The 24693-nt window shown below is 66.4% G+C and carries 21 protein-coding genes; 8 read left to right on the top strand and 13 right to left on the bottom strand.

From position 1 onward, the window contains the following. Nucleotides 1-45: 45 nt before the first annotated feature. From SB749_RS05380 to SB749_RS05395, 4 genes are all read right to left on the bottom strand, one after another. Nucleotides 46-867 (bottom strand): creatininase family protein, encoded by an 822-nt coding sequence (locus SB749_RS05380; RefSeq protein ID WP_410709411.1) that lies wholly within the window; start codon nucleotides 865-867, stop codon nucleotides 46-48. Then, nucleotides 864-1577: a FadR/GntR family transcriptional regulator gene (locus SB749_RS05385; RefSeq protein WP_410709412.1), complete on the bottom strand. Its 714-nt coding sequence runs from the start codon at nucleotides 1575-1577 to the stop codon at nucleotides 864-866. The genes SB749_RS05380 and SB749_RS05385 overlap by 4 nt, the downstream gene beginning before the upstream one ends. 58 nt (nucleotides 1578-1635) lie before the next feature. Then, nucleotides 1636-2706: an alpha/beta hydrolase family esterase gene (locus tag SB749_RS05390; RefSeq protein ID WP_410709413.1), complete on the bottom strand. Its 1071-nt coding sequence runs from the start codon at nucleotides 2704-2706 to the stop codon at nucleotides 1636-1638. Between the two features lie 143 nt (nucleotides 2707-2849). Beyond that, nucleotides 2850-3509: a GntR family transcriptional regulator gene (locus SB749_RS05395; protein ID WP_410709414.1), complete on the bottom strand. Its 660-nt coding sequence runs from the start codon at nucleotides 3507-3509 to the stop codon at nucleotides 2850-2852. A 171-nt stretch (nucleotides 3510-3680) separates the two neighbouring features. Between SB749_RS05395 and SB749_RS05400 the strand changes: the two genes are divergently transcribed. The 3 genes from SB749_RS05400 to SB749_RS05410 all read left to right on the top strand — a co-directional run bounded on the left by SB749_RS05400 (nucleotide 3681) and on the right by SB749_RS05410 (nucleotide 8891). Further along, nucleotides 3681-4697 (top strand): 1-aminocyclopropane-1-carboxylate deaminase, encoded by a 1017-nt coding sequence (locus SB749_RS05400; RefSeq protein ID WP_410709415.1) that lies wholly within the window; start codon nucleotides 3681-3683, stop codon nucleotides 4695-4697. A gap of 2 nt (nucleotides 4698-4699) precedes the next feature. After that, nucleotides 4700-7153 carry a transketolase-like TK C-terminal-containing protein gene (locus SB749_RS05405; protein ID WP_410709416.1) on the top strand — a complete coding sequence of 818 codons (2454 nt, stop codon included), beginning with the start codon at nucleotides 4700-4702 and terminating at the stop codon, nucleotides 7151-7153. Between the two features lie 343 nt (nucleotides 7154-7496). Further along, the gene (locus SB749_RS05410; protein ID WP_370035198.1) at nucleotides 7497-8891 is read left to right on the top strand and encodes an NAD-dependent succinate-semialdehyde dehydrogenase; all 1395 of its coding nucleotides are present in this window, start codon (nucleotides 7497-7499) and stop codon (nucleotides 8889-8891) included. Nucleotides 8892-9052: 161 nt separating this feature from the next. Here SB749_RS05410 and SB749_RS05415 read toward each other — a convergent pair whose 3' ends face one another. The 4 genes from SB749_RS05415 to SB749_RS05430 all read right to left on the bottom strand — a co-directional run bounded on the left by SB749_RS05415 (nucleotide 9053) and on the right by SB749_RS05430 (nucleotide 11190). Then, nucleotides 9053-9733: a DUF402 domain-containing protein gene (locus tag SB749_RS05415; RefSeq protein WP_410709417.1), complete on the bottom strand. Its 681-nt coding sequence runs from the start codon at nucleotides 9731-9733 to the stop codon at nucleotides 9053-9055. A gap of 133 nt (nucleotides 9734-9866) precedes the next feature. Continuing rightward, nucleotides 9867-10250, bottom strand: coding sequence for a hypothetical protein (locus SB749_RS05420; RefSeq protein ID WP_410709419.1), 384 nt, complete (start codon nucleotides 10248-10250; stop codon nucleotides 9867-9869). Continuing rightward, the gene (locus SB749_RS05425) at nucleotides 10247-10588 is read right to left on the bottom strand and encodes a DUF6204 family protein (protein WP_410709420.1); all 342 of its coding nucleotides are present in this window, start codon (nucleotides 10586-10588) and stop codon (nucleotides 10247-10249) included. The genes SB749_RS05420 and SB749_RS05425 overlap by 4 nt, the downstream gene beginning before the upstream one ends. Then, nucleotides 10585-11190, bottom strand: coding sequence for a TetR/AcrR family transcriptional regulator (locus tag SB749_RS05430; protein ID WP_410709421.1), 606 nt, complete (start codon nucleotides 11188-11190; stop codon nucleotides 10585-10587). Before SB749_RS05430 ends, SB749_RS05425 begins: the two co-directional genes overlap by 4 nt. A gap of 163 nt (nucleotides 11191-11353) precedes the next feature. Here SB749_RS05430 and SB749_RS05435 point away from each other — a divergent pair, with 163 nt between their 5' ends. Genes SB749_RS05435 through SB749_RS05445 form a run of 3 tightly spaced genes read left to right on the top strand, consistent with a single transcriptional unit; the run spans nucleotide 11354 to nucleotide 15560 of the window. Continuing rightward, a complete protein-coding gene (locus SB749_RS05435) occupies nucleotides 11354-12994 on the top strand; it encodes a class I adenylate-forming enzyme family protein (protein ID WP_410709422.1) in 1641 nt (546 codons plus the stop codon). Next, nucleotides 12991-14355: a beta-ketoacyl-[acyl-carrier-protein] synthase family protein gene (locus SB749_RS05440; RefSeq protein WP_410709423.1), complete on the top strand. Its 1365-nt coding sequence runs from the start codon at nucleotides 12991-12993 to the stop codon at nucleotides 14353-14355. The genes SB749_RS05435 and SB749_RS05440 overlap by 4 nt, the downstream gene beginning before the upstream one ends. Next, a complete protein-coding gene (locus SB749_RS05445) occupies nucleotides 14355-15560 on the top strand; it encodes an acyl-CoA dehydrogenase family protein (RefSeq protein WP_410709425.1) in 1206 nt (401 codons plus the stop codon). Before SB749_RS05440 ends, SB749_RS05445 begins: the two co-directional genes overlap by 1 nt. 89 nt (nucleotides 15561-15649) lie before the next feature. Here SB749_RS05445 and SB749_RS05450 read toward each other — a convergent pair whose 3' ends face one another. Together SB749_RS05450 and SB749_RS05455 are read right to left on the bottom strand one after the other, a co-directional pair. Beyond that, nucleotides 15650-17164 carry a sodium:solute symporter family protein gene (locus SB749_RS05450; protein WP_410709426.1) on the bottom strand — a complete coding sequence of 505 codons (1515 nt, stop codon included), beginning with the start codon at nucleotides 17162-17164 and terminating at the stop codon, nucleotides 15650-15652. Further along, nucleotides 17161-17466, bottom strand: a complete 306-nt coding sequence (locus SB749_RS05455) for a DUF3311 domain-containing protein (RefSeq protein WP_410709427.1) — start codon at nucleotides 17464-17466, stop codon at nucleotides 17161-17163. Before SB749_RS05455 ends, SB749_RS05450 begins: the two co-directional genes overlap by 4 nt. A gap of 311 nt (nucleotides 17467-17777) precedes the next feature. On the opposite strand from SB749_RS05455, the gene SB749_RS05460 reads away from it, so the two are divergent. Together SB749_RS05460 and SB749_RS05465 are read left to right on the top strand one after the other, a co-directional pair. Then, nucleotides 17778-19454: an ATP-binding cassette domain-containing protein gene (locus SB749_RS05460; protein ID WP_410709428.1), complete on the top strand. Its 1677-nt coding sequence runs from the start codon at nucleotides 17778-17780 to the stop codon at nucleotides 19452-19454. 189 nt (nucleotides 19455-19643) lie between these two features. Next, nucleotides 19644-20795: an ATP-binding protein gene (locus SB749_RS05465; RefSeq protein WP_410709429.1), complete on the top strand. Its 1152-nt coding sequence runs from the start codon at nucleotides 19644-19646 to the stop codon at nucleotides 20793-20795. A 115-nt stretch (nucleotides 20796-20910) separates the two neighbouring features. On the opposite strand, the gene SB749_RS05470 is transcribed toward SB749_RS05465, so the two are convergent. From SB749_RS05470 to pdhA, 3 genes are read right to left on the bottom strand one after another with little or no spacing between them, the layout of a single operon-like run. Further along, a complete protein-coding gene (locus SB749_RS05470) occupies nucleotides 20911-22452 on the bottom strand; it encodes a dihydrolipoamide acetyltransferase family protein (RefSeq protein ID WP_410709430.1) in 1542 nt (513 codons plus the stop codon). Further along, nucleotides 22452-23570 (bottom strand): alpha-ketoacid dehydrogenase subunit beta, encoded by a 1119-nt coding sequence (locus tag SB749_RS05475; RefSeq protein WP_407645292.1) that lies wholly within the window; start codon nucleotides 23568-23570, stop codon nucleotides 22452-22454. The genes SB749_RS05470 and SB749_RS05475 overlap by 1 nt, the downstream gene beginning before the upstream one ends. Beyond that, nucleotides 23567-24673: a pyruvate dehydrogenase (acetyl-transferring) E1 component subunit alpha gene (gene pdhA / locus SB749_RS05480; protein ID WP_410709431.1), complete on the bottom strand. Its 1107-nt coding sequence runs from the start codon at nucleotides 24671-24673 to the stop codon at nucleotides 23567-23569. The genes SB749_RS05475 and pdhA overlap by 4 nt, the downstream gene beginning before the upstream one ends. Between the last annotated feature and the right edge of the window lie 20 nt (nucleotides 24674-24693).

Raw genomic sequence — 24693 nt, forward strand, 5'->3', positions numbered from 1 at the left:
GTGGTGGGGTGCTCGGCCGGGCGGCCGGTCAGTGAGAAGCGGGTGTCACAGTCTCTGCAGCTCCTGACAGTAGGCGACGAGTCGGTCGACGACCTCGCCGAGGATGTCCGCCCCGGCCGCGGCCGTGGCGGTCCGTGGATCGCCGAGGACGCCGTTGTCGGCGTAGCGATCGAACGTCACCGCTGTTGACGGTGATTTCGTTCGCGAGAGTCGGGCGCGCGGGTCGAGATCGTCGAGCCGGGTGGCGCCGGGGTTGAGATGGCCAGAATCGACGAGGGATTCGTCGATGGCGAGCATCTGCGAGGTCTCGGACTCTCCGCAGTGGCCGCTGACCTCGGTACGGGGAAGGGCGGCAGTCGCCTCGGTGGCCAAGCCGGAGACCGGGGCGTAGGCGAAGACGAAGTCGGGGTGGGTGGCGAGCAGGGCCTGCTGGACCACGCCGAGGGCTGAGAGGTTGCCGCCGTGTCCGGTGATGACGAGGAGCCGGTCGAATCCGGCATCGGCGAGCTGGCCCACGATCGAGGTGACGAGGTCGATGAACAGCTGGGGGCCGATGTTGATCGTACCGGGCAGGAAGCGGTGGTGCGGGGAGACGCCGTAGTCGATGCCGGGCAGGACGAAGGCTTTGTTCTGATCTCCACCGGCGCGTTCATCGAGGACAGACAGTCTGTCGACGACGGCGCGGGCGACATGGGCGGCACGGATGTTGTCGGTGCCCAGCGGAAGTCCGTCGCCGTGCTGTTCGCAGGCGCCGACGGGAAGGACGAGCAGGCTGTTTCGGTCCTTCGCGAGTTCGACTTCCAAAGAGGTGAGCTCGGCGTAGTCGCGGATATGCGGGCGGATCTCGGAGATCGTCGGGCGGCTCATCGCCGGGGTCCTTCGGCGGTGTCGGCGTCACCGGACTGGTCTGCATCGTCGGTCCAGTCGGCGAGGACGGCGGCCTTGATCGCCTCGAGGTGCTTGCGGGTGCGGTGGGAGGCTTCGAAGCCGTCGCCGCGACGGATCGCATCGAGGATGTCCGCGTGTTCGTCGTGGTCCCGCAGTCGGTCGTAGCTCGTGCGCGCCGCCTGCTGGGTGCGGGAGTGGATGGCCAGCAGGGACACGAGCATCTCGTGCAGAGCGCGGTTGCCCGAAGCGCGAGCGAGTTCGACGTGGAAGTGACCGGCCGGGACCGCGGTCTCGACCTGGAGGGCATTGTCGAGCGCGGATTCCATGGAGGCCACGGCATCGGCTTCCTGCACGGTCGCCGCGAGCTCGGCGATGCCGGGCTCGATCGCGATGCGGGCGTCGAGGAGTTCGATGGCCGCCGCGAGGTCGACGGGCACATAGTGCGGGTTGTCGAGGATGCGGCGGTTGATCGCCTCGCGGACGTAGGTGCCCGAACCGTGCTTGAGCTCGACCGAACCCGTGGCCTCGAGCCGGCGAAGGGCCTCCCGGACGGTGGGCACGGTGACCTCGAAGCGGGTGGCGAGGACCTTCGCCGAGGGCAGGGTCTGCCCGGGCTGCAGGTTCTCGGAGCGGATGGTGTCGACGATTTCGCGAGTGAGGCGTTCGACGAGTCCGACGGTGGACGTCATGGTGCTCTCCTTCAAGTGTTTAAGTCATCTAATCACTTTGGGGTGGACGTGTCAACGGTCACTTCTGGGCGGGGCCTTTGGTGGCGCCCGGGTGGTTGAGGAAGAAGTCCCAGATCGTGTCCGTGGCCGAGAAATCCTCAGTGACATATCCGCCGCCGCTGTAGACGACCTCACCTGGCCAGACGTGGCCGCCTTCGGTGACGGAGTAGAGCTCGACGGCGGCAGATCCGCCGGGCTTGCCGGGTGAGCGGCCGCCTTCTTTTCCTTCGCTGCACTGTGCCCATTGGGTGCGCACGACATCTTCGCCCTTGCGGCCGACCTGGCGGTCAGCGGACTTCGTGCAGCCGGAGGCCCCCGCCCAGGGCTGGATCCATTCGCGCACACCGGGGTAGTCCTCGCCTTGGCGGTGACCTCCCTCGTAGTGCATCGCGGCGTCACCCGTGCCGTGGATCGCGAGCATCGGCGTCGGGGTCGAGTAGTCGCAGCCCTCCGTCGACTGCGGATAGTACGCGCCGGCGACGGGAGCGAATGCGGAGAAGCGATCGCGCAGGTGACAAGCGAGGACGGAGACCATGCCGCCGCCGTTCGACTTGCCGGTGGCATAGACCCGATTGAGGTCGATGCAGTGCTCGGACTCGATCGAATCGAGCAGCTCGGCGACGAACGCGACGTCATCGGCACCGCTGGCGTAAGGAGCACCCTGCCAGGAACGTTTGCCGTCGCTTTCGTCGCCGTCGGGGAAGACGGTGATCGCGGGCAGGGTCGGCAGTCCCGTGTAGTTCTGGAATTCGGCACCGTCGGACCCGTTGCCGTGGAACCCGAGGACGAGCGGCAGGGGAGTCTCGAGCTCGTAGTCGCGCGGGATGTTGATGCGGTAGCTGCGCTCGCCGTCTTCCGTAGGTATCGTCTTCTCATCATTGCCGGGCTTCTGCTCGGTGCCGCAGCCGGCCGACGGGGCGGCCGGTATCGTCGATGCCTTCTTGCCGGTGGTGTGAGCGGCGGCAGAATGCGCGGGTGCGGTCTGTGCGGTGGCGGCCATTCCTGGGGTCGCAACTGTGCCCGTCAGCAGAGCAGCGCTCGCGGCGGTCGCGAGCAGGGTGGTCGTGATGCGTTTCGTCATTGATGACATCGTCAGTCCTTTGATCGTCGGTGATCGTGGTGAGGACTCTAGCACAAGTCATCAGATGACTAAATGAATTGGCTATGACGGTGGCGTCGTCGAGGAGGCAGTGGTGTTGCCGATTCGGAATCCGCGGTCGGAAGGTGTTCGACTCAGGCCGTCTGCGGCGAATCCCCTTCGATGGTTGACCAGTTCGCCTTCGTCAGCGCGACGGCATGCGCATGCTCACCGGCGCGGATGGCGGCGATGATCTCGGTGTGCTGCTCCGGTGAAGCCGATCCCTTCACCGATTCGAAGTGCAGGAACTCCGCGCGGCGCAGAGTGGCGGTGACGACCTCGAGGTGATCGGGAATGAGGGGATTGCCGGATCGAGTGAGGGCCACCTCGTGGAAGTCGTCATCGGCCGCAATCGCCGCCTCGGCATCGCCGGCCGCGAGGGCCGCGCTCAATCGGCCGTTCGCCTGCTCCATCTCATTCAGAGCTGCCTCGTCGAGAGTTGGGAAGGCGAGGTCGATCGCCAGACCGTGGAGTTCGGCGGCGATCTGCCGGGCCGCGAGGATGAGTTCCGGATCCTCTGGGGCCACGCGCGTCATCCGGCCCGGCTCCGCCACGACGAGTCCGGTCTGCGCCAAACGTTGAAGCGCCTCGCGCACGGGCGTTCTGGACACCTGCAGCCAGGCGCCGAGCTCCTGATCACGCAGCTGTTCGCCGGGGGCGAGCTGGCCGCGGACGATGGCGTCGCGGATCGACCGATAGACGTCATCGCGCAACAGGCTGCGCTGCGGGGCGGGGGAATCCGTGGGGATCGGCACGCTCGTTCACCTTGTCTCTGAGTGGGCAGGTCTCGTCCCGCGGAATGGGACTCGAACTCTGACTCATTGTAACCACCAGCAGAATGCAATATATTGCATATTGCGATCCAGGACACATCGCACGCGAAAGCAGTCGCCCCGAAGCGAACGCACCAGAGAACAGAGGACATCATGGCCATCACCGACTTCGAACGCTACCCACTCACCTTCGGGCCGAGCCCCGTGCACGAGCTCCCGCGACTGAGCGACCACCTCGGCGGGGCCCGTGTCTGGGCCAAACGTGAAGACGTCAACTCCGGACTCGCCTTCGGCGGCAACAAGACCCGCAAGCTCGAGTACATCGTTCCCGATGTCCTCGCCTCGGGCGCGGACACGCTCGTGTCCATCGGCGGCTACCAGTCCAACCACACCCGCCAGGTCGCCGCGGTCGCCGCTCATCTGGGACTGAAGGCGCGTCTCGTGCAGGAACGCTGGGTCGACTGGGAGGACCCGGTCAACGACAAGGTCGGCAATATCGAGCTCTCGCGCATCATGGGAGCCGACGTCCGCCTCGACTCGGCCGGATTCGACATCGGCATCCGTTCGAGCTGGGAGAACGCCCTGGCCGAGGTCGAAGAATCAGGCGGCAAGCCCTACCCGATCCCGGCCGGCGCCTCCGAGCACAAGTTCGGCGGACTCGGCTTCGCGAACTGGGCGTATGAGGTCGCCGAACAGGAGAAGGAACTCGGCGTCTTCTTCGACACCATCGTCGTGTGCACCGTGACCGGCTCGACGCACGCCGGAATGATCGCCGGATTCGCCGCCCTCGAAGCCGCCGGCGGGCCGAAGCGCAAGGTCATCGGCATCGATGCATCGGCCACGATCGAGAAGACTCGCGACCAGGTGAAGAGGATCGCGAACACCACCGCCGAACTCATCGGCCTCGGGCGTGAGATCACCGATGACGACGTCGATATCCGAACCGGTTGGGAAGGCCCGGCCTACGGCATCCCCGACGAGACGACCGTGAACGCGATCCGCACCACCGCCCAGCTCGAAGGCGTCATCCTCGACCCTGTCTACGAAGGCAAGTCGATGGCCGGCCTCCTCGACCTCGTCGGAGACGGCACGATCGGCAAAGACTCGACCGTCCTCTACGCCCACCTCGGCGGACAGCTCGCACTCAACGCCTACTCCTCGATCTTCTGACGATGAGCACCGCACAGGAGGCGACAGCACAGGAGTCGGCGGCTCAGGCATCAACAGCACAGGACACGGATCGCCACCAATTCGAGACCTCCCTGCAGGTCAGCCCGCCCGGGACGAACGACCGTCCGCTGCGGGCCTCGACCTCGGGTGATGATGAGATCCTCGACGAGATCGCCCAGCGCGTGCTGTGGCTGGCGACCTCGATCATCGACCGCGCCAACCGCGGCCGAGTCAATCCGGACGGGGTCAAGGTCGGCGGTCATCAGTCCTCGTCGGCGTCGATGACCGGGATCATGACGGCGCTGTGGTTCACCCGACTGCGCGCCATCGACCGCGTCTCGGTCAAACCCCACGCCTCGCCGGTCCTCCACGCGATCAACTATCTGCTCGGCGACCTCGGCGAGGAATTCCTCGACACCCTGCGCAGCCGCGGGGGACTCCAGCCCTACCCGTCACGGACGAAGGACCCGGACACGGTGGACTTCTCCACCGGATCCGTGGGCATCGGCGCGACCGCTCCCATCTGGGCGGCCCTGTCCCACCGCTACGTCTCCGACCGTTTCCCCGAGACTCCGGAAGCCGGCCGGTTCTACTCCCTGCTCGGCGACGCGGAGATGGACGAAGGTGCGGTGTGGGAGGCGATCATCGATCCGGAGGTGCGCAGCCTCGGTGAGATCGTGTGGATCGTCGACCTCAACCGGCAGTCGCTCGACAGGGTCATTCCCGATGTCCAGATCCGCCGTCTGCAGGGCATGTTCGATGCCGCCGGGTGGCAGGTGCTCACCTGCCCGTGGGGGCGCCGACTCGAAGCCGTGTTCGCAGCTCCCGGGGGCGCGGCGCTCAAAAATCGGCTCGTGCAGATGCCCAATCCGGAATACCAGCGGCTGCTGCGTGCCCATCCGTCCGAGATCCACGACCGGCTGCTCTCGGGTCTCACCGACACCGAGGCGGCCGCCCTGTCCGCGGTCATCGACGGCTTCGACGCGGACGGTCTCGCCTCCCTCATCCGTGACCTGGGCGGACATGACCTCGGCCAGCTCGTGTCGACGTTCGACGCCATCGACGACGACCGGCCGACGGTCGTCTTCGCCTACACGATCAAAGGCAAGGGGCTGGCCACGGAGGGCCATCCCGGCAACCATGCCGCGCAGCTGACCGAAGCGCAGATGCGCGAGCTCGCGGCCGCCTCGGGGATGGACCTCGACGATCCGTGGGTCGCCTTCGCTCCGGACACCCCGGCCGGCCGATTCTGTGCCGAAACCGCGCAGCGGCTGCGGCGGGAACCGGTCACCGACCACACCGTGGCCGAGGTGCCCGCCGAACTGGGCTTCACCCCGCGACCGCAGATCTCCACCCAGGCGGCGCTGGGCCGGTTCCTCTCCGACCTCAAGCACGTCGCACCCGAGGTGGCCCAGCGGGTTGTGACCCTGTCACCGGACGTCGCGACGTCGACGAACCTCGGCGGATGGATCAACAAGACAGGAATCTGGTCCCCGGCGGGCCGGCATGACTGGTTCTCCGATGATCGGGAACGGGTGCTGCGCTGGCAGGAGGGCACGAGCGGACAGCACATCGAACTCGGCATCGCCGAGGTCAACCTCGTCTCCCTGGCCGGAGAGCTCGGGTCCACCGGGCAGCGCTGGGGACAGCCGCTGCTGCCGATCGCCACGATCTACGATCCCTTCATCAACCGTGCTCTCGAGCCCTGGACCTTCAGCCTCTACGCGGGTGGGCGCTCGATCATGGTCGGCACGCCCTCGGGTGTGTCGCTCGCGCCGGAAGGCGGGGCGCACCAGTCGTTCAACACACCGTCGGTGACTCTTGAGATCCCGGGCCTGACGAGCTGGGAGCCGGCCTTCGCCCAGGACCTCGAGTGGACTCTGCTCGAAGCGCTGCGCGAACTCGCCGACCCGGACGGCGACTCCGCCTACTTCCGGCTGACGACGAGGCCGGTGGAGCAGGCGCTGGCAGGAGTGCCCGAGGACCCGCTGCTGCGGGAACGTCGCCGCGACCAGGTCATCGCCGGCGGCTATCGGCTCTCCGCCAGACCGGCCGCCGAGGATGAGGTCACTCTCGTCGGTGCTGGGGCCATCATGACCGAGGTGATCGAAGCGGCGGCCCGGCTGGAATCCCTGGGCGTGCGGGCCGGAATCGTCTGCCTGAGCTCCCCGTCGAAGGTGTTCCGATCGGTGCAGGCGCGGTCGCAGGTCCGTTCGAGTGTCCGCTCGGCAATCGCCGACGAACTCTTCCCCGCAGAGCATCCGGCCCCCTTGGTCACCGTCCTCGACGGGCACCCGCACACTCTCTCGTTCCTCTCCGGAGTGCGCGGGGATCGCACACGGAACCTCGGGGTCACCGAATTCGGTCAGGCATCCTCGGTGGGGGAGGCCTACGCAATCCACGGGATCGACACGGATTCGATCGTGCGCGCCGGACTCGACCTCGTGGGGCGGTGAGTTCCCGAGCCGCGAGGTGAACCGTTTCGGTCCTCTGGTTCGATGAACAGGGACCGGAGCGGACCCCTCGCCGAGGAGGGTGGTCCCCGATCGATGCCAGTATTCCCTCGCTGCGAGCGCGGTTCGAATTTCGTCGTGAACGATTCGGAATCCGCATCGCCTCGGCGAGGGGATCGCGGTCGATCCGGGACTGAGGATTCCCCCAGGTTTCGGCACTTGTTGCGCGGGTCACGTATTGATAGCGTGGGTGGCAGGCATACGCATTCCGTCGATTCGGACGGCAAACAGGTATGCAATTGCTTCAGCGGCGCCAACAGGCGCGCACAAGTCAAAGGAGTCTGGAATGAGCAACGTAGGCAGTGCTGCAGGCGGCTACCGTGTCGAGAACCCGGCTACAGGTGAGGTCGTCGAGAAGTTCGACAATGCCACCGACGAAGAGGTCCAGCAGGTCCTCGAATCCGCACACAAGGGCTACCTGAGCTGGCGCGAGAAGACGATCGAGGAACGCGCTGCGATCGTCAACAAGGTCGCCGCTCTCTTCGGCGAGCACAAGGAAGAGCTCGCGAAGATCATCGCCGAGGAGATGGGCAAGCCCACCGCCGAGGGAGAGGAAGAGGCCGAGTTCTGCGAGGCGATCTTCAACTACTACGCCGACAACGGACCGAAGTTCGCCGCCGATGAGCCGATCGAATCGATGTCGGGTGGCAAGGCCTTCATCCAGCGCCGTCCAGTCGGCACGCTGCTGGGCATCATGCCCTGGAACTTCCCCTACTACCAGGTCGCTCGCTTCGCCGCACCGAACCTCGTGCTCGGCAACACCATCATCCTCAAGCATGCGGAGATCTGCCCCCGCTCCTCGGCGAAGATCGCCGAGCTCATGAAGGAAGGCGGCATCCCCGAGGGCGTGTACAACAACATCTACGCCACCCATGAGCAGATCGAGACGATCATCGCCGACGACCGCGTCGAAGGCGTGTCCCTGACCGGTTCCGAGCGCGCCGGATCGGCCGTGGCCGCCACGGCCGGCAAGTACCTCAAGAAGGCCGTGCTCGAGCTCGGCGGCTCCGACCCGTACATCATCCTCGACACCGACGACATGAACGAGGCCGTCGACACCGCCTGGGGCACCCGCCTGTACAACACCGGCCAGGTCTGCAATGCGAACAAGCGGATGATCGTCATGGACGACATCTACGACGACTTCGTGTCCGGTCTGACCGAGCGTGCCCAGTCCTGGGAGAAGGGCACCCCCGCCGAGGCGGGCGACGGCAAGTACTCGCCCCTGTCCTCGCGTTCGGCCGCCGAGAACCTGCGCAAGCAGCTCGACCGTGCCGTCGAGCAGGGTGCGACCCTCGTCGGCGGCGAGCTCGCCACCGACGGATCCGCGTATGTCTCGCCGGCCGTGCTCACCGGAGTCACCTCGGAGATGGACGCCTACCGCGAAGAGCTCTTCGGCCCCGTGGCCACCGTCTACAAGGTCAGCAGCGATGATGAGGCACTGGCTCTGGCCAATGACTCTCGCTTCGGCCTCGGCGGCGCCGTGTTCGCCAAGGACGAGGAGCGCGCAGCGAAGCTCGCACAGCGCCTCGATGTCGGCATGTCCAACGTCAACACCCCGGCCGGTGAAGGTGCGGAGATCCCGTTCGGCGGCACGAAGCGTTCGGGCTTCGGCCGCGAACTCGGCCCCTACGGCATGGACGAGTTCGTCAACAAGCGCATGTACTACGTGGCTGACTGACTGGGGTCCCTGCGGGGACTGTTGCAGCTGCAGCTTGACGGGCTGGGCTCCGAAGAGCGCGTGAGAGCATGCGCGATTCGGAGCCCAGCCCTTTCTGCGTGGGCCAGGGTGTTCCGTGCGGGTGGATCCTATGCTCTCCGGTTGGCTCAGCTCAGCTCAGCTCAGCTCGCGTCGAAGTCCCAGGTCGCCTCGGCGGGAAGGTCCGGCATCGGCCAGTCGGGGTCCGGCTGGAAGTCCGGATAGTCCGAGTCGAAGGGAAAGACCCAGGTCCGGATGTCCTCGATGGCGGAGTCCGCAGCTGCGCGGATGCGTGCGGTCTTCTCGTCGGAGAACAGTCCGGCTCTTCGCGCGAACTCGAGTTCGTCCTCGTCCTTGAGCCGGTAGGTGCCATCTGAGTCGACGACGATGTCGAGGACGTGGTCGGAGGTGAGGATGCCCCGGTCGAAGCGGGTGAAAGGCTCCTCGAGGTTGTCGTAGAAGGAATCGCGACGGGCAGAGTCCGGGTTCTCGAAGAACCACACCGAATAGTCGGCTCCCGGCTGGAAGACGGCGACGATTCCCGGTCCCTGCCACCGTTTGAGGCCCTGGGCCCGCGGGGCGCCGAAGCGGGCGGGTCCGTCAGCGGTGCGGATTCCCGAGCCGTCGGCGAGCACCTGATGGAGCATCCTCGTCCCGGACTCCAGCCAGACGGCAAGGTGGTTCTCATCATCGGCGATGACTGTGACGGGGCGTTGGTCGTACAGCCCTGGGTGTGCCGGGTTGGTGTAGGTCCACAGGATCTGGTCGCCGTATCGCCAACGTGGTTCGTCTGCCCGTTCGTCCCGGCTCCCTGCTCCGCTCATGCTCTCATTGTCCCGGACCGGGGCGAGCGTGAGCCGTGAGATGGAGCTGGGAGCGGATGATCAGCTGTGGGCGGCTTTGAGGGCGGCGCGCTCCTCGGCGGTGGGGATCTGCACGATCGGGCCGAGGACGACGTCAGCGAATTCTTGTGAGGGTGTCGGGGTCGATGCTATTCGCCGTGAACCAACGGGCTGCCGCCTTCTCGGAGATGCCTTCGGCCTGATCGATGAGGTGGCGGCCGCTGTCGGTGAGGGAGAACTCACCGGACTCTGCGCGCGAGAGCCAGCCGAGCTTGACGAGCGGGCCGCTGGAGCGGATGGTCTGCGACCGGGTCTCACCCATCGCCTCGGCGAGGTCCTCCCTGGTCAGCCCCTGTGGATGTGCCCCGATGATGCGCAGTCGACGAAGATCATCGAGCGACAGACCGACGCGGGCCAGGGCAGCGCCGACCGCCGTGTCGAGCGCGCTCTTCGCCCAGGCGACGGTCAGCGCCGCGTCGAGGTTGGGCGATGCGTTCATGACCGCCGCCCCGAACGTGTCTTGATGTCCTCGACGCACACTGCGGAGACCTCGGTGACTGTGCCTGCGAAACCGCGACGGCCGAGGTCGGTGGTGGCGAGCTCCTCACCTCTGAGCTTGGCCAGCACCTCGGCGTCATCGGGATCGGACTCGTCGACGTCGATGAGGAACCGATGCTGGAAGAACACGAGCTCCGGCGTGTAGAGAAAGGTCCCCTCGGGCGTGAAGCGGGCGGCGAACATGTCGTGCTCGGACTGAGCCGCACGGAGGCGGCGGCGCTGCTCGTCGTCGAGGTCGGCAAAGCGGCCGCGGGCGGTGATGCGAAAGTTCCATGTCATGGAGTGGTCTCCTGGATGCGGGTGGCGTGTTCGAAGGTGGCGACGATCTCCTCGGCAGCGATGTCGCCGTAGGTGGGCACCGCGGTGTCGAGGACCGAGCGCAGGGTCAGGGCCATCGTCGTGGGATCGAAGCTGCGCATCTCGCCTCGGCGCTGTCCGTCCTCGAAGAGCGCGACGAGGTCGGCGACCGATTCGGTGGCGCGTTCGCCATAGCTGGCTGCTCCCGGTGCGCGCCTCGCGAGATGGCCGACGGAGGCGATGATCGCGGCAGCCCGCTCGGGATGTCGTCGGCAGTAGGTGATATGCGTCGAGATGTACTCCGCCAGCCTGTCGTTCGAGCTCTTGGTCGAATTCAGTGCGCGGCCGAGCTCGGGGCCGAGTTCGCCGACGATGGACTGCACGACGGTGGCGGCCAGGTCCTCCTTGTCGGAGAAGTTGCCGTGGACGGCGCCGCGGCTGAATCCGGCGTTCTCGGCCACCGCGACGAGCGAGGTTTCGGCAACGCCGTGGTCGGCGAAGAGCGAGATCGCCGATTCGATGAGTCGCTGGCGAGTCGCTTCCTGACTTTCCCTGCGCGTCATGCGCTGCGGTGCTGAACTCATGACTTCAAGATACAGCAATGTATTTGAATACTGCAAAGTATGCGAACCGACCTGGCGGAAGCGGGCCGGACCCCTCCAAAGGTCGCAGCCGTCCGTGTCGCTCCTATACTGAGGATCGGTGCCCGGAACGGGCCTGCGAGGAACGAATTCGAGGAGGACGGAATTGCCCATCACGTCGAGGATCCTCGAGGTTGCGGCCACCGATCCGGACCAGTTGGCCATCGTCGGAGGCCCCTCTGGCAGCTCCGCCCCCGGTGAGAGCGCCGACCCTGCTGAAGGCGCACGAGCCCCACGTTCCCTCACGTATGCGCAGCTCGTCCGGGATTCGGCCACGATGTTCGCCGCCGTCGACGCCCTCCACCGTGCCCAGACCGACCCGCCGACTCCCGCGCCCGAGACCCACGGCATCCCGATCACGGCAGTGAGCCTCACCTCGGCGTTCGAGACCTCCCGCATCATCGCGGGCCTCGCCGGCTTCCGCGCGGTCTCGGCCACGATCGATCCCCGCTGGCCGCTCGACCATCAGGTCGGAGTCATCACGACCACGGGAATCGGTCTCGTCATCTCCGACTCGACCCCGCTCGCCGAGGCGCTCGCCGCCGCCGGTTGGACCGGAACCGTCATCACCGCGACCGATTTCCAAGCCCGCGAAACCGCCATCGACCCCGCCGACACCTCACCGCCGACCGTTCGCGAAGCGTCCGAGCCGTTCCTCATGCTCTTCTCCTCCGGCACGACGAGCAACCCGAAGGCGTTCATCAAGACCCGGCAGCAGTACCGCGACAACGTCGCCGTGTCCTCGGCCCACCTCGAACCCTTCCCCGGGGTGGCCACCCTGGCGCCTGGTCCCATGTCCTACAGCCTCACCCTCTATGCCGTCATCGAATCCCTCGCCACCGGCGGCAGCGTACACGTCGCCGACGACTTCGACCCGTTCACCATGGGCTCGCGCATCGCCGACGAAGCCAACACCCGCGTCGTCGCCGTGCCCGCCGTCGTCAAGGCCCTCGCCGAGGCGGCCCGCCGAACGCCTGAGAACTTCCACGGTCTCGACCTCGTCGTCACCGGGGGAGCGAACCTGCCCGCTTCCATCCGCTCGGCACTCGCCGACGTCCTCCCCGACGCCCGGCTGATCAGCTACTACGGTGCCGCCGAGATCGGATTCATCGGCGATAGCCGCGACGGCGACGGCACCTGGATCTCGATCTACGACACCATCGGCGTCGAGGTCCGCGACGAATCCGGTGCCCGGCTGCCCGACGGAGAGATCGGCACGGTCTGGATCAGAGCCGCCGCCTGCTCCGACGGCTATGTCACCGGCACCACCGACGCTCGGCTGCGACGCCCCGACGGCTGGGCCACGGTCGGTGACCAGGGACGGATCGACAACGGACTCCTCCAACTCGCCGGACGGGCCGGTGACATCGCGATCACCGGAGGGCACAAGGTGTCCCTGCCCGAGGTCGAACGAGCCTTCGAAGAATTCGACCGCGCGGATCCGCGGTCGGGGAAGGGCCGCCTCGGCGAGGTCTGCGCGATCGCGCTGCCCGACGACGGTCTCGGCAGCATCGTCGCCCTCGTCATCGAACCAGGCGCCCAGGGTTCGGGGAGCCATGCCGGGGATGGCGAATCGACTGCGCCCGACAAAGCAGCACTGCTCGACCACGCCCGGGCGGAACTGGCCCCGCAGTTCGTGCCAAGACGGTTCTATTCACTCGACCGGCTGCCCCGGACCGTCGGCGGGAAGATTCGACGCCACGAAACCGTTGACCTGGTCATGAGCGGAAAGGCACAGCGGTTGTGAACGCATCCCGGAGCAATCGGCACCGGACAGACGGCGTGCGCGAGGTCGTCCTCACCGGACACGGATCCATCACCCCGAGCGGCCAGGACCCCGAAACCCTCTGGCGATCTGTCCGCAGCGGTACCAGCGCCATCGACGTCCTCGCAGGTGAGCAGTTCGACGACCTCGCCGTGCGAATCGGCGGGCAGATCAAGGACTTCGACGCCGAGGCGGTTCTGCCCCGGGCGCTCGCCCGCCGACTCAGCCCCGTCCAGCACTGGGCTATCGCCGCGGCCGACCAGGCGATGCGCGCAGGCGGAATCGCATCCGCGGCCGACGATCTGCCCTGGGACCGTGACCGCACGGCAGTCATCGCGGCCACCGGCTCCGGACCCGTCGACGCCATGCAGGAGGCGACGCGTCGCCTCGACGCCGACGGCCCCAGGTCCGTGCCGCTGACCCTGTCCATCCACGGGGCGCCGGACTCCGCGGCAGCGCTCATCAGCCAGCGCTTCGACCTGCGCGGTCCCGGCCAGGGAGTCTCGGCGACGTGCGCCTCCGGGGCGATCGGACTCGGCGAGGCGATGCGCCGCATCCGCCACGGCTACGCCGACGCCGTGCTCGTCGTCGGCATGGAGGACTGCCTCGGTCCGGTCAATCTCGCCTCGAACGCGAACATGCGCGCGCTCGCCGCCGGATACGAAGACGATCCGACCGCCGCCAGCCGCCCCTTCGACCGGGCCCGAAACGGCTTCGTCATGAGCCAAGGTGCGGCCGCGATCCTCCTCGAATCCGCCGACTCGGCGGCCTCACGTGGGGCGACGCCGCTGGCCGAGCTCGCCGGATTCGGCGCCGCCAGCGATGCCCACCACCCGACGAACCCGCATCCACAGGGGCGGGGAGCCGCCTCGGCGGTGGTCCAGGCTTTGCACGACGCCGGGCTGGAACCCGACGATATCGACCACATCAACGCCCACGCCACGGGCACACCGGCCGGCGACCGCGCCGAACTCGCCGCCTTCGATGCCGCTCTGGGGGAGGTCGGACGGTCGATCCCGATCTCGGCCACGAAATCGACGACTGGGCACCTCCTCGGCGCATCGGGGGTCGTCGAGGCGATCATCGCGACCCTGACGTTGCGTGATCAGACGCTGCCGCCGACGCTCAATCTCGACGACAACGAGTTCCCCGACTGGGACATCGTTGCAGGTCACGCCCGTGAGATGGGCGGTGAACCGAACCTCGCCGAGGCGGCCGTCGACACTGTGCTGTCAACGTCGTTCGGCTTCGGCGGGCACAACGGCGCGATCATCCTGCGCCGCACCGCGCGGCCCGCGACACCCCCAGCGGGCGCGACCGACCCCTCGACGAAGGAGAGATGATGACCGACCGTGAGACACGCGTGAGCGAACTCGCCGCGCGGTACCTGCCCGATGATGTGTGTGATCGCTTCCGCGAACGAGCCGACGTCTATGACCGCGAGAACCGATTCTTCGACGAGGATCTCGCCGAACTGGGGGACCTCGGCTACCTCACCCTCTTCGTGCCCGAGTCCCACGGCGGGCCCGGCTTGAGCCTGTTCGAGGTCACCCGACTGCAGCAGCGGCTGGCAGCGGCGGCGCCCGGAACGGCTCTGGCGATCAACATGCACCTCATGACAACCGGAGTGGTCAAGGCGCTGGCCGATCGCGGCGACGACTCGCTGAACTGGGTGTTCGACGAGGTCATGGCCGGTGAGATCTTCGCCTTCGGGATCTCCGAGCCGTCGAACGACTGGGTGCTGCAGGGCTCGAACACCGAGGCGGTGCCGACATCCGACGGCGGATACGAGCTGACTGGGGTGAAGATCTTCACTTCGCTCTCACCCGTGTGGACCAGGCTCATCGTCCACGGTGCCGTGGCCTCCGACGACGACGGGATCGCCGGTCCCGATGCGGACGAGCCCGCCGAGGGGCAGCTCGTCTACGGATTCATCGAACGCGATGCACCCGGGATCACGGTCTCCGACGAGTGGGATGTGCTGGGAATGCGGGCCTCGCAGTCGCGGGCGACGATCCTCGACCACGTGCCGATGAAACCCGAACGGGTCTCACGCGTCATTCCCGCCGGCAAGCACCCTGATCTGCTCACCTTCGCGATCACGAGCAACTTCCAGCTGCTCATCGCCGCCGTCTATGCCGGAGTCGCGGCCCGGGCGCTCGAGCTGGGCGCCGCCGGACTGCACAAGCGGAAGTCCGCGAAGGCCGGCGTCACCTTCGCCGAGGTGCCCGAAGCCCGGACGCGCCTGGCCGATGCCCACCTCGACTTCATGCCCGTGACGGCGATGATCGACGCTTACTCCCGGGACTTCGACGACCTCATCGACCATGGCGCCGGTTGGCCGCTGCGCGTGGTGGGGGCGAGGATCAAGTCCGCCGAGGCGGCCCGCCGCAGCGCCGAGACCGCCCTGATGTGCACGAGCGGCAGCGGATTCGGCAACAAGCACGAACTCTCCCGCCTCTTCCGCGATGCCGCGGCCGGACTCTTCCACCCGCCGAGCGCCGACGCCGCACGTCCCATGTACGCGGCTGCGTTGCTCGACGGGTGAGCTCGCTTCGGCTCAGTCAACGCGAAACTCGAAAAAGTCGTCGCCGGTGACGACCTTTTCGCGATTCGCGCTGATCGAGGGGCTCGCGCCTATAGCGCCGCCGCCCCGGTGCGCGTCTGCCGCTGGGCTGCGGGCACCCACCGTGGGTCGGGCTTGGCCAGAGTGACGATGACGACCACGATGAGGTTCGCCGCGACCGCCCAGAGACCGCCGTTGATTCCGAGCAATGGGTCGAGTCCCGTGTAGTGGAGGGCGACCATGACGACGGAGCCGACGATGAGACCCGCAGCCGCCGCCTGCTTGCTCATGCGCGGCCAGTACAGGGACAGCAGCGCGGCCGGCACGACCTGTGCCAGGCCCTCGTAGCTGAGCACGGAGAGCTCGACGAGCGCATCCGGCATGAGCAGACTCATGATCAGGGCGATGATGCCGACGGCCAAGCACACCCACTGGGACAGTGTCTTCTGCCGCAGGCCCCGTGCCTTCAGCTGTTCAGCCGTTATCGAGGCGGCGTTCTTCGGTCCGGCCAAGCCGCCGCCTAAGACGGTCCGCCCCCACATCGAGCCGATCGAGAGCATGTATACGCTCATCGGCACGATCGCGGAGAGCGCGCCTGCGACGCCGATGATCGCGACGATCGGCGCGGGCAGGGAATCGATGACCACGGAGAACAGGGCCAGGTCGGCGTCTTTGAGGGCAGGGACGACGAAGAGTGCAGCCACACCGACCATCATCGGCACGAGGAGCAGCAGCTGATACCACGGCAGAATGATCGAGTTGCGCCGCAGAGCATTCGCCGAGGTGCCCGACAGGTAGCCGGCGATCGACGTGGGGAACACGGTGATCGTGATCCCGTTCAGGATGATCGTCGAGATGAACCATGCACCCCCGTAGATGCCGTCGCCTGCACCGGGGAAGGTCAGCCACTGAGACTTCTCACTCACGACGCGGTCAAGCAGAGGAGCCAGTCCGTCGAAATAGTGCAGCGGAACGTAGATCGCGAGGAACGCAACAGCGAGGATGACCAGCCCGTCCTTGAGGACGCTGACCCAGGCGGAACCGCGCAGTCCGGAGAAGAGGATGAACGCCTCGGCGACGATGAAGGAGACGATGGCGGCGACCTTGAGGTCGATCGCGCCGTAGCTCATCGCGTTGACGACTGCACCCATGCCCTGAATCTGCAGCTGGATATAGGGGACGATGAAGATCGTCGCGAGGACAGCCACGAGGATCGCCAGCCCACGCGAGCGGAACCGGTGTTCGACGATGTCGGAGAGACTGACGAGCTTGTGCCGGGCGGCATAGGTCCAGAACAGTGGGCCGACGAGGTAAGCGACGACGAGACCGATGCTCAGGTAGCCGATGAGGTAGAGGATCGGCACACCGTAGGAGTAGGACCAACCGGCCGTGCCGAGGAACGAAAAGCTCGTATACGTTTCGCCTGCCATGAGCAGCAGGATGAAGACGAAGCCGAGCCCCCGCCCGGAGACCGACCATTCGTCGAGCGACTTCTCCCGGCCGCGGCCGGACCAGATGCCGATGCCGATGGTCGCGAGCATTGCGAGGCCGAAGATGATGCAGGCGATGATCGCGGAGGTGTTCATTTCCCGGCCTCCTCGATCTCGTGGTCCTCACCGAAGGCGACATCGGAAGGGATGTGCTCGGGCAGATCGTGCCGGTAGTACCGGTCGCCCCGAGCGGTCATCCACACGAAGAGCCAGGTGAGGATCGTGACCGCGATCGTATAGGCGAGGATGAACGGCAGACCGGCGATGCGCGGCTCGACCGAGTTCGCCACGACCGGGGTGAGGACGTAGAGGATGACGGGAACGATGAGGAGGACCAGCGAATAACGCCGCCGAGGCGGCGGCCCTGACGTTGGGGCCGAATCGTCAGATTGCGACATGAGCGACCTTCTTTCACTCGACACCGGCAGCCGGTCGGCAGCCTCGGCAAGGTTAGTGCTGTGAGTCACAGACGAAAGGGTCGTCCGAAGTGTGGAACCGGATGGTCCTGCCGCCGGTCCGATGTACGCGGCCGCACTGCTCGACGGTGATTGATACAATTGATGCCATGAATTTCGGTATGCCCTCCAGAAGGCTCCGCAGCCGCCGCTGACGGCGGCGGGAACCTCAACATCACTCTCGTGCGCCGTCCTGGCCCTCGCCGGACGGTGGCTTCATGCTGTCCGGCTCCACGACGAGCTGAAAGACCACGATGCCGAAATCAACATCTTCATCCCCCGAACTCGACCTGTCCGCAGGATCTGCCGCACACATCCGCGCCGAAGGCATTCACATCATGCGCGGCGACCGCGAGATCCTCACCGGTCTCGACCTGACGGTCTCCGCCGGTTCGCGACTGGCTGTCGTCGGCGAGAACGGCAGCGGCAAGACGACCTTGCTCCACGTCCTCGCCGGTACGCTTCCTCCCGACCGGGGAGTGCTGAGGCGGTCAGGTACCGTCGCCCTGCTCGAACAGGCCCTTGATGCCGATGACAACCGCACAGTCGGCGACCTCATCAATGAGTCCCTGAGCCAGGAGAAGGCCGCATTGGCCGCTCTCGACGCCGCCGGCGAGGCGATGGCACGAGACGAACCCGGAGCAGACGGGGCCTTCACCCACGCCCTCGACTGGGCGACCCGCCTCGACGCATGGGACGGTGAGCGTCGCATCGACGCGGCACTGGCAGGACTGTCCACGTGCTCGGACCGGACGCGGAGCCTCGCGAGCCTCTCGGTCGGCCAGCGGTACCGAGTGCGTTTGGCCGTCGTCCTCGGCTCGAGTACCGACATCCTGCTTCTCGACGAGCCGACGAACCACCTCGACGCCCAGTCACTGGCGTTCCTCACCGAGCGACTGCGCACCCGATCCGGCGGATTCGCCCTGGTCAGCCACGACAGGGCGCTGCTTCACGATGTCGCCGACGAATTCCTCGATCTCGATCCGAGCCGCGACGGACGTCCCCGGAACTACTCCGGCGGCTACCGCGGATGGATGGAGGGGAAGCGTCGGGACCGTGAGAAGTGGGAGCAGGACTACCTCGCCGAGGTGGCCGAACACGCCCGATTGTCCGATGCTGCCGATGATGCTCGGTCCCGACTGAGCACCGGATGGCGTCCGCTGAAGGGAACCGGCAAGCACACTCGCGCGACGAGAACCGCCGGCGTTGTGCAGGCCTTCAACCGTCGCGTCGAAGACCTCGAACGGCACGCCGTGGAAGTGCCCGAACCACCCCTCCGTCTGCAGTGGCCGGTCGTGTCGGAATCCGATGACGAGCGGTGGGAAGCGGAAGGCGGCTCACTGCTGACTGCCGAATCGGTCACCGTTGAAGGGAGGATGAGGCAGACGGTGTCTCTGAGCATCGCTCCCGGCGACCGTCTGCTCATCACCGGGACGAACGGCACCGGCAAGTCGACGCTTCTCGACGTGCTCTCCGGCCGTCTCGATCCGAGTTCCGGAGAAGTGTGGAAACATCCGCAGGCACAGGTGGAGCTGCTCCGCCAGGAGGTTCGCGAATGGAACGCAGCCGACACCGCCGCCCGTGTGTTCGAGGACTATGCATTATGGGCGTCGCTGTCCGGCGACCTCACACTGCAGGACCTCGGGCTGCTTTCGGCGGATGACTCGACGACACCGGTTCACCGACTTTCGCAGGGTCAGCAGCGCAGACTTCAGTTGGCGATGTGTCTGGCAGTCGAACCCGACGTGCTCATCCTCGATGAACCGACGAACCACCTGTCCGCCTCGCTGGTCGACGAACTCACGGAGTCCTTCGGGAACGCCTCGGCGGCGCTCATCGTGGTCACTCACGACCGGCAGATGTTGGCGGATCTGGCGGACTGGCCCCGTCTCGACATCGGAAGAGCAGTGGTCGGGGACCGAGCACACTGAACCGAGGCACTCTCAATCATGGCGAAGCGCACTTGTCGCGGGGCGTACCTCGCGACAAGTGCGCTGACGCTTGAACGAGAGTCGTTGCGAGCCTGGCTCGTATGCGCACAAAGACTTACAATGACTAACAAGACTAACAAAGACTCATAGCCGACGAAGAGCAGTCAGAGCAGTCATTTCGAGGAGCCGATGATGTCCTTGCCGTTTGAGATACCGCCGGTGTCGTCCGGCGAGAGCTCGCTCTCGCCGTTCACTCCGTCGTTCGGGACGATTCCCCCGCTGCTCGCAGATCGGCAGGGCTACATCAATGATTTTGCCTATGCTCTCGACTCAGGGCCAGGTGCCATGGGGCGAGCGACCTTAGTGACAGGTCAGAGAGGTATGGGCAAAAGTGTGATGCTGAAGGTATTTCGCGAAGTGGCGGCATCACGGCAATGGGTTGCTGTCCACTCGGACGCTGGACCCGGTTTTCTTCGTCGGTTGGCAGAATCAAGGATCCCCGAAGCATTTGACGATCTCGACATCACAACGAAGACCAAGACTCGCCTCTCGGGGGTGAATCTGCCGTTTGGTGCTGGGGGTGTGTCCACCACAACTGAACCCACTCATCCGATCGTCCAGGATTTCGAGCACCAGGTCATCGCGATTCTGTCCCTCCTGGAGACTCATGGCACGGGTCTGCTCATCACACTGGACGAGGTCCACCATGCGCAGCTGAGCGAACTGCGCGAGCTGACAGGAACGATTGCCGCAGCGTTCAGCGACGGTCTGCCGGTTGCCTTCGCCGCTGCTGGCCTGCCGTCGACGATCAACTCACTGGTGAACGACGAGATCTCTACTTACCTGAGGAGATCTGCTCGTGTTGAGTTGGGCAATCTCAGCCGCGATGGAGTTCGACGGGGACTGTTGGCACCAATCGAGGACAATGGAAAGACTATCGGTGAGACTGCGCTCAAACTGGCCGTCGAGGGGACCGGACAGTACCCGTACTTGGTTCAACTCATCGGAGATCAGGCATGGCGGAATGCTTCTGATCGTTCCGAGCTCACTGAGCAGGATGTTGCAAAGGCAGTGAGGAGATCCCGTTCTCTGATGTTCGACCAAGTGCACGGTCCGGCGTTTGCCGAATTGTCCGAGCGGGAGCGGGAGTTCATGGACGCGATGAGTCGCGATGACAGTGATTCAGCTTTGCGGGACATCGCGGACAGGATGGGTATCAGCTCGAAGCACGCAGGGGTGTTCAGGATCAGGCTGCTGGCACAGGGGGTTATCGAAGCTCCAGCGCGCGGGAGACTGCGATATGCGATTCCCTTTTCGCGTGACTATTACCGGCAACGCTGAACTCAGTCGTACTCGTTCAAGGCGCAGCGCACCTGTCGGGGCGTAAACCTCGCGACTAGTGCGCTGACGCTTGAACGACGCTGGGCCGCTCGACGGGCGAGCTCGCCCTCGCTCGTCAGAGCTCGGGCAGCAGCGAGATCGGGTTCTCGATGCAGTCGGCGACGAAGGTGAGGAACTCGCTCGGCTCCTGACCGTCGCACGCTCGGTGGTCGAAGACGAACGACAGGTACATCACCTTGCGCACCGTGAGCTCGCCGTCGACGACCCACGGGCGGTCCTTGATCCGGCCGAGGCCGAGCATGGCCACCTCGGGGAGGTTGATGATCGGGGCCGAACCGTCGACGCCGAACACCCCGTAGTTGTTCAAGGTGAACGTGCCGCCGGAGAGTTCCGCCGGATCGAACTTCCCCGAGGAGGCTTTCCCGACGGTCTCGGACACGGAGTCGCGCAGCTGCCTCAGGCTCATCTCGCCGGCCCCGTGGACGACGGGAACCATGAGCCCGCGCGGGGTCTGCGCGGCCAAGCCGAGGTTGATGTCGCCGTGGGTGACGATCTCGCCGGCAGTCGTGTCGATCGAGGAATTGATGATCGGGTACTTCTTCAACCCGGCCACGACGAAGCGGGCGACGAGGGCCAGCAGCGAATACTTCTCACCCGTGCGCGCCTCGAGCGCGCGCTTCGTGCCCAGCAGCTCGGTGGCGTCGACATCGAGCCAGATCGTCGCCTCGGGGATCTCCTGCCGCGACTTCGTGAGACGTTCGGACACGACCTTCCGCAGTCCCGTGATCGGCGTGCGGGTATCGCGGTCGGCGTGGGGGATGGAGGCAGGCACGCTCGCCGTGGCGGCCATACCGGATACAGGCACGCTCGCCGAGCCGGCTGTGCCTTCCGTCCCCATGTGAGGCCGGGACGTCCCCGCGGGGACGCGTGTGGCGGCTGCGCCCGCCCCAGATTCGATGGCGGCAAGTACGTCGGACCTGGTCACGACCCCGCCGGGGCCGGTGCCAGGCAGATGCTTGGCACTGATGCCGTGGTCCTTCGCAAGCTTGCGCACGAGGGGTGAGGACACGGGGGAGACGCGGTCGGTCGCAACGGTCGAAGAGTCGCCGGCAGGGGCTGGCGTTTCGGTCGGCGGCTGCGGAGGAGCAGCTGGGATGACGGTCGGAACCGCGGGAGCCACAGTCGGTGCGGCAGTGGATGTCGCGACCGGTGCGGCTGCATGCTTGCCGCCGAACGAGCGCTTCTTCGTCGAGCGGGTCTTCGGTTCGGAGGTGCCGTAGCCGATGAGGTTCGCACCGCTCGACTCGGGATGTCCACCATCTGCGCTCGCCGTCGCGTTTACAGCCTCGCCACCATCCGACGCCGGCGCATCGGCCCCAGCCCCCGCCTCGGCGACGGAGAGCAGCGCCTGACCTGCACTGACGGTGTCCCCGGCGTTTGCATGGAGGCTGACGATGCGTCCGGCGTACGGGCAGGGGAGCTCGACGACGGACTTCGCGGACTCGACCTCGACGACCATCTGATCGACGTGGACCTCATCGCCGATCTCGACCTTCCAGGAGATCAGCTCCGCCTCGGTGAGGCCCTCACCGAGGTCGGGAAGGATGAACTCGCGCGTACCCGTGTCGCGCATACCTGCACTCAGATCAGCACTCATCACAGCTCCCAATCCCAGGACTCGAGCGCATCGAGCACGCGTTCGATGGTGGGCAAGTAGAACTCCTCGAGCTTCGGCGACGGATACGGCACGTCGAACCCGGTGACCCGCAGGATCGGGGCCGACAGATAGGTGAAGTTGCGTTCGGTGAGGCGGGCGGCCACCTCGGCGCCGTATCCGCCGAACTGGGCGGCCTCGTGGATGATCGCCGCGCGGGAGGTCTTGCGCACAGACTGAGACACCGTCTCGTCGTCGAACGGCGAGAGCGTGCGCAGGTCGATGACCTCGATGGACAGTCCGTGCTCGGCTCCCGCCTCGGCGGAATCCAGCGCCGTCCGCACGGTCGGTCCATAGGCGAGCAGGGTGGCGTCGGTGCCCTCGCGGATGACCTGAGCGCGGTTCATCGGTGCCGTGGACACGGGCAGGCTCAGCGTCTCCTTCATCCAGTACCGCGACTTCGGCTCCATGAACACGACCGGATCGTCGGAGGCGATCGACTCCCGCAGCAGCGAATACGCATCGGCCGGATTCGACGGCGTGACGACGGTCAGACCCGGCGTCGACGTCCAATAGGCCTCGGACGAATCCGAGTGATGCTCGACCCCGCCGATGTCGCCGGCATAGGGAATCCGGATCGTGATCGGCAGGCTGACCCGGCCTTTCGTCCGGTTCCGCATCTTCGCCACATGGGACACGATCTGCTCGAACGCCGGATAGGCGTAGGCGTCGAACTGCATCTCGACGACCGGGCGCATCCCGTTCATCGCCATGCCGATTGCGGTGCCGATGATGCCGGACTCCGCAAGTGGGGAATCCCAAACGCGGTTCGACCCGAATTCGGCCCGCAGTCCTTCGGTGACCCGGAAGACCCCGCCGAGGCGGCCGACGTCCTCACCGAAGATGAGCACAGTGTCGTCGTCGGCCAGGGAATCGCGCAGCGCGTGGTTGAGGGCCTTCGTCATCGTCACCGATGACGGGGCGGGGCCGGCTTCGGGGGCCCGCGCAGTGCCGGGTGCGGTGTCGCCCTTCGCCGAGGCGGCCGTGGCTGTTTCGTCGTTCACCGCGGTCGGATCGGTGGTGGGGTCGGTGGTCGGTTCGGTTCCCGCTTCGACGCTCATGCGCAGCCTGCCGCGGCGAGTTCGGTTTCGAGGACCTGCTGCTGTTCGGCAAGGGCCGTGCGCGGGGTCGAATATACGTGGGCGAAGAGCTCGCGCGGGTCGACCTCGGCCTCTTGGTTCATCGCATCGCGCACGGACGCGGCCAGGGTCTCGGCTGCCTCGGCGATCTCTGCGACTGTCGCATCGTCGAGGGCACCGGTCGTTCGCAGATACTTCTCGAGACGGTCGATGGGATCGAACTGCTTCCAGTGCTCGACCTCTTCGGTGTCACGGTACTTCGTCGGATCGTCGGAGTTCGTGTGCGACTCCATCCGGTAGGTGAGGCACTCGATGAGGGTCGGACCGTCCCCGTTCCGACCGCGCGCCAGCGCCGCCGAGACGGCGGCGAACACGGCGGCGACATCATTGCCGTCGACGCGCAGGCCCGGCATTCCGTAGCCGGCGGCGCGATCGGCGAGCATCGTCGCGTTCGTCTGCTCCCGCAGGGGAGTGGAGATCGCGTACTGGTTGTTCTGGAGCACGAAGACCGTCGGGGTCTGCCACACGGAGGCGAAGTTGAATGCCTCGTGGGTGTCGCCTTCGCTGCTGGCGCCGTCGCCGAGGAAGGTCAGGGTCGCTGCATCCTCGCCTTTGAGCTTCGCGGCCATCGCGAATCCGGTGGCGTGCAGAGTCTGCGTCGCAAGCGGTGTCGCCGCAGGTGAGGCGTGATACTCATGCGGGTCGAAACCGCAGTGCCACTCTCCGCGGAAGGCGGCGAGGATCTCGGCGACGGGCACTCCGCGGGTCAGCAGCGCTGCCGAGTCGCGGTACGTGGGGAAGAGCCAGTCGTTCGGGGCCAGCGCGGTGGTGGCCCCCACCTCGGCGGCTTCCTGACCTGCCGCGGAGGGGTAGGTCGCAAGTCGACCCTGCCGGGTCAGGTGCGTGACCTGCGCTTCGAACCGGCGGACGAGAACCATCTGCCGGTAGAGACCGGTGAGGGTGGCATCGCTGGGGATCCGCAGCCCTTCGGTCGGAGTGTCGGTGAGCCGGCCATCTGCGCCGATGAAGCTGATCGGCTGCAGCTGGGGCAGTGAGCGGCCTGTGGTGGGAACGTCAATGGTCATGGCCCCATGGTGGCGTGAGC

This window comes from Brevibacterium sp. SIMBA_078 (assembly GCF_046534565.1).
GTDB lineage: Bacteria > Actinomycetota > Actinomycetes > Actinomycetales > Brevibacteriaceae > Brevibacterium.

Bases quoted from the DNA above. Each gene is read 5' to 3' on its own strand.
- SB749_RS05425 (WP_410709420.1), bottom strand. From the start codon at position 10,588: ATGACATGGAACTTTCGCATCACCGCCCGCGGCCGCTTTGCCGACCTC.
- SB749_RS05430 (WP_410709421.1), bottom strand. From the start codon at position 11,190: ATGAGTTCAGCACCGCAGCGCATGACGCGCAGGGAAAGTCAGGAAGCG.
- SB749_RS05410 (WP_370035198.1), top strand. From the start codon at position 7,497: ATGAGCAACGTAGGCAGTGCTGCAGGCGGCTACCGTGTCGAGAACCCG.
- SB749_RS05450 (WP_410709426.1), bottom strand. From the start codon at position 17,164: ATGAACACCTCCGCGATCATCGCCTGCATCATCTTCGGCCTCGCAATG.
- SB749_RS05455 (WP_410709427.1), bottom strand. From the start codon at position 17,466: ATGTCGCAATCTGACGATTCGGCCCCAACGTCAGGGCCGCCGCCTCGG.
- SB749_RS05420 (WP_410709419.1), bottom strand. From the start codon at position 10,250: ATGAACGCATCGCCCAACCTCGACGCGGCGCTGACCGTCGCCTGGGCG.
- SB749_RS05465 (WP_410709429.1), top strand. From the start codon at position 19,644: ATGATGTCCTTGCCGTTTGAGATACCGCCGGTGTCGTCCGGCGAGAGC.
- SB749_RS05380 (WP_410709411.1), bottom strand. From the start codon at position 867: ATGAGCCGCCCGACGATCTCCGAGATCCGCCCGCATATCCGCGACTAC.
- pdhA (WP_410709431.1), bottom strand. From the start codon at position 24,673: ATGACCATTGACGTTCCCACCACAGGCCGCTCACTGCCCCAGCTGCAG.
- SB749_RS05460 (WP_410709428.1), top strand. From the start codon at position 17,778: ATGCCGAAATCAACATCTTCATCCCCCGAACTCGACCTGTCCGCAGGA.
- SB749_RS05415 (WP_410709417.1), bottom strand. From the start codon at position 9,733: ATGAGCGGAGCAGGGAGCCGGGACGAACGGGCAGACGAACCACGTTGG.
- SB749_RS05470 (WP_410709430.1), bottom strand. From the start codon at position 22,452: ATGAGTGCTGATCTGAGTGCAGGTATGCGCGACACGGGTACGCGCGAG.
- SB749_RS05385 (WP_410709412.1), bottom strand. From the start codon at position 1,577: ATGACGTCCACCGTCGGACTCGTCGAACGCCTCACTCGCGAAATCGTC.
- SB749_RS05445 (WP_410709425.1), top strand. From the start codon at position 14,355: ATGACCGACCGTGAGACACGCGTGAGCGAACTCGCCGCGCGGTACCTG.
- SB749_RS05475 (WP_407645292.1), bottom strand. From the start codon at position 23,570: ATGAGCGTCGAAGCGGGAACCGAACCGACCACCGACCCCACCACCGAT.
- SB749_RS05390 (WP_410709413.1), bottom strand. From the start codon at position 2,706: ATGTCATCAATGACGAAACGCATCACGACCACCCTGCTCGCGACCGCC.
- SB749_RS05405 (WP_410709416.1), top strand. From the start codon at position 4,700: ATGAGCACCGCACAGGAGGCGACAGCACAGGAGTCGGCGGCTCAGGCA.
- SB749_RS05400 (WP_410709415.1), top strand. From the start codon at position 3,681: ATGGCCATCACCGACTTCGAACGCTACCCACTCACCTTCGGGCCGAGC.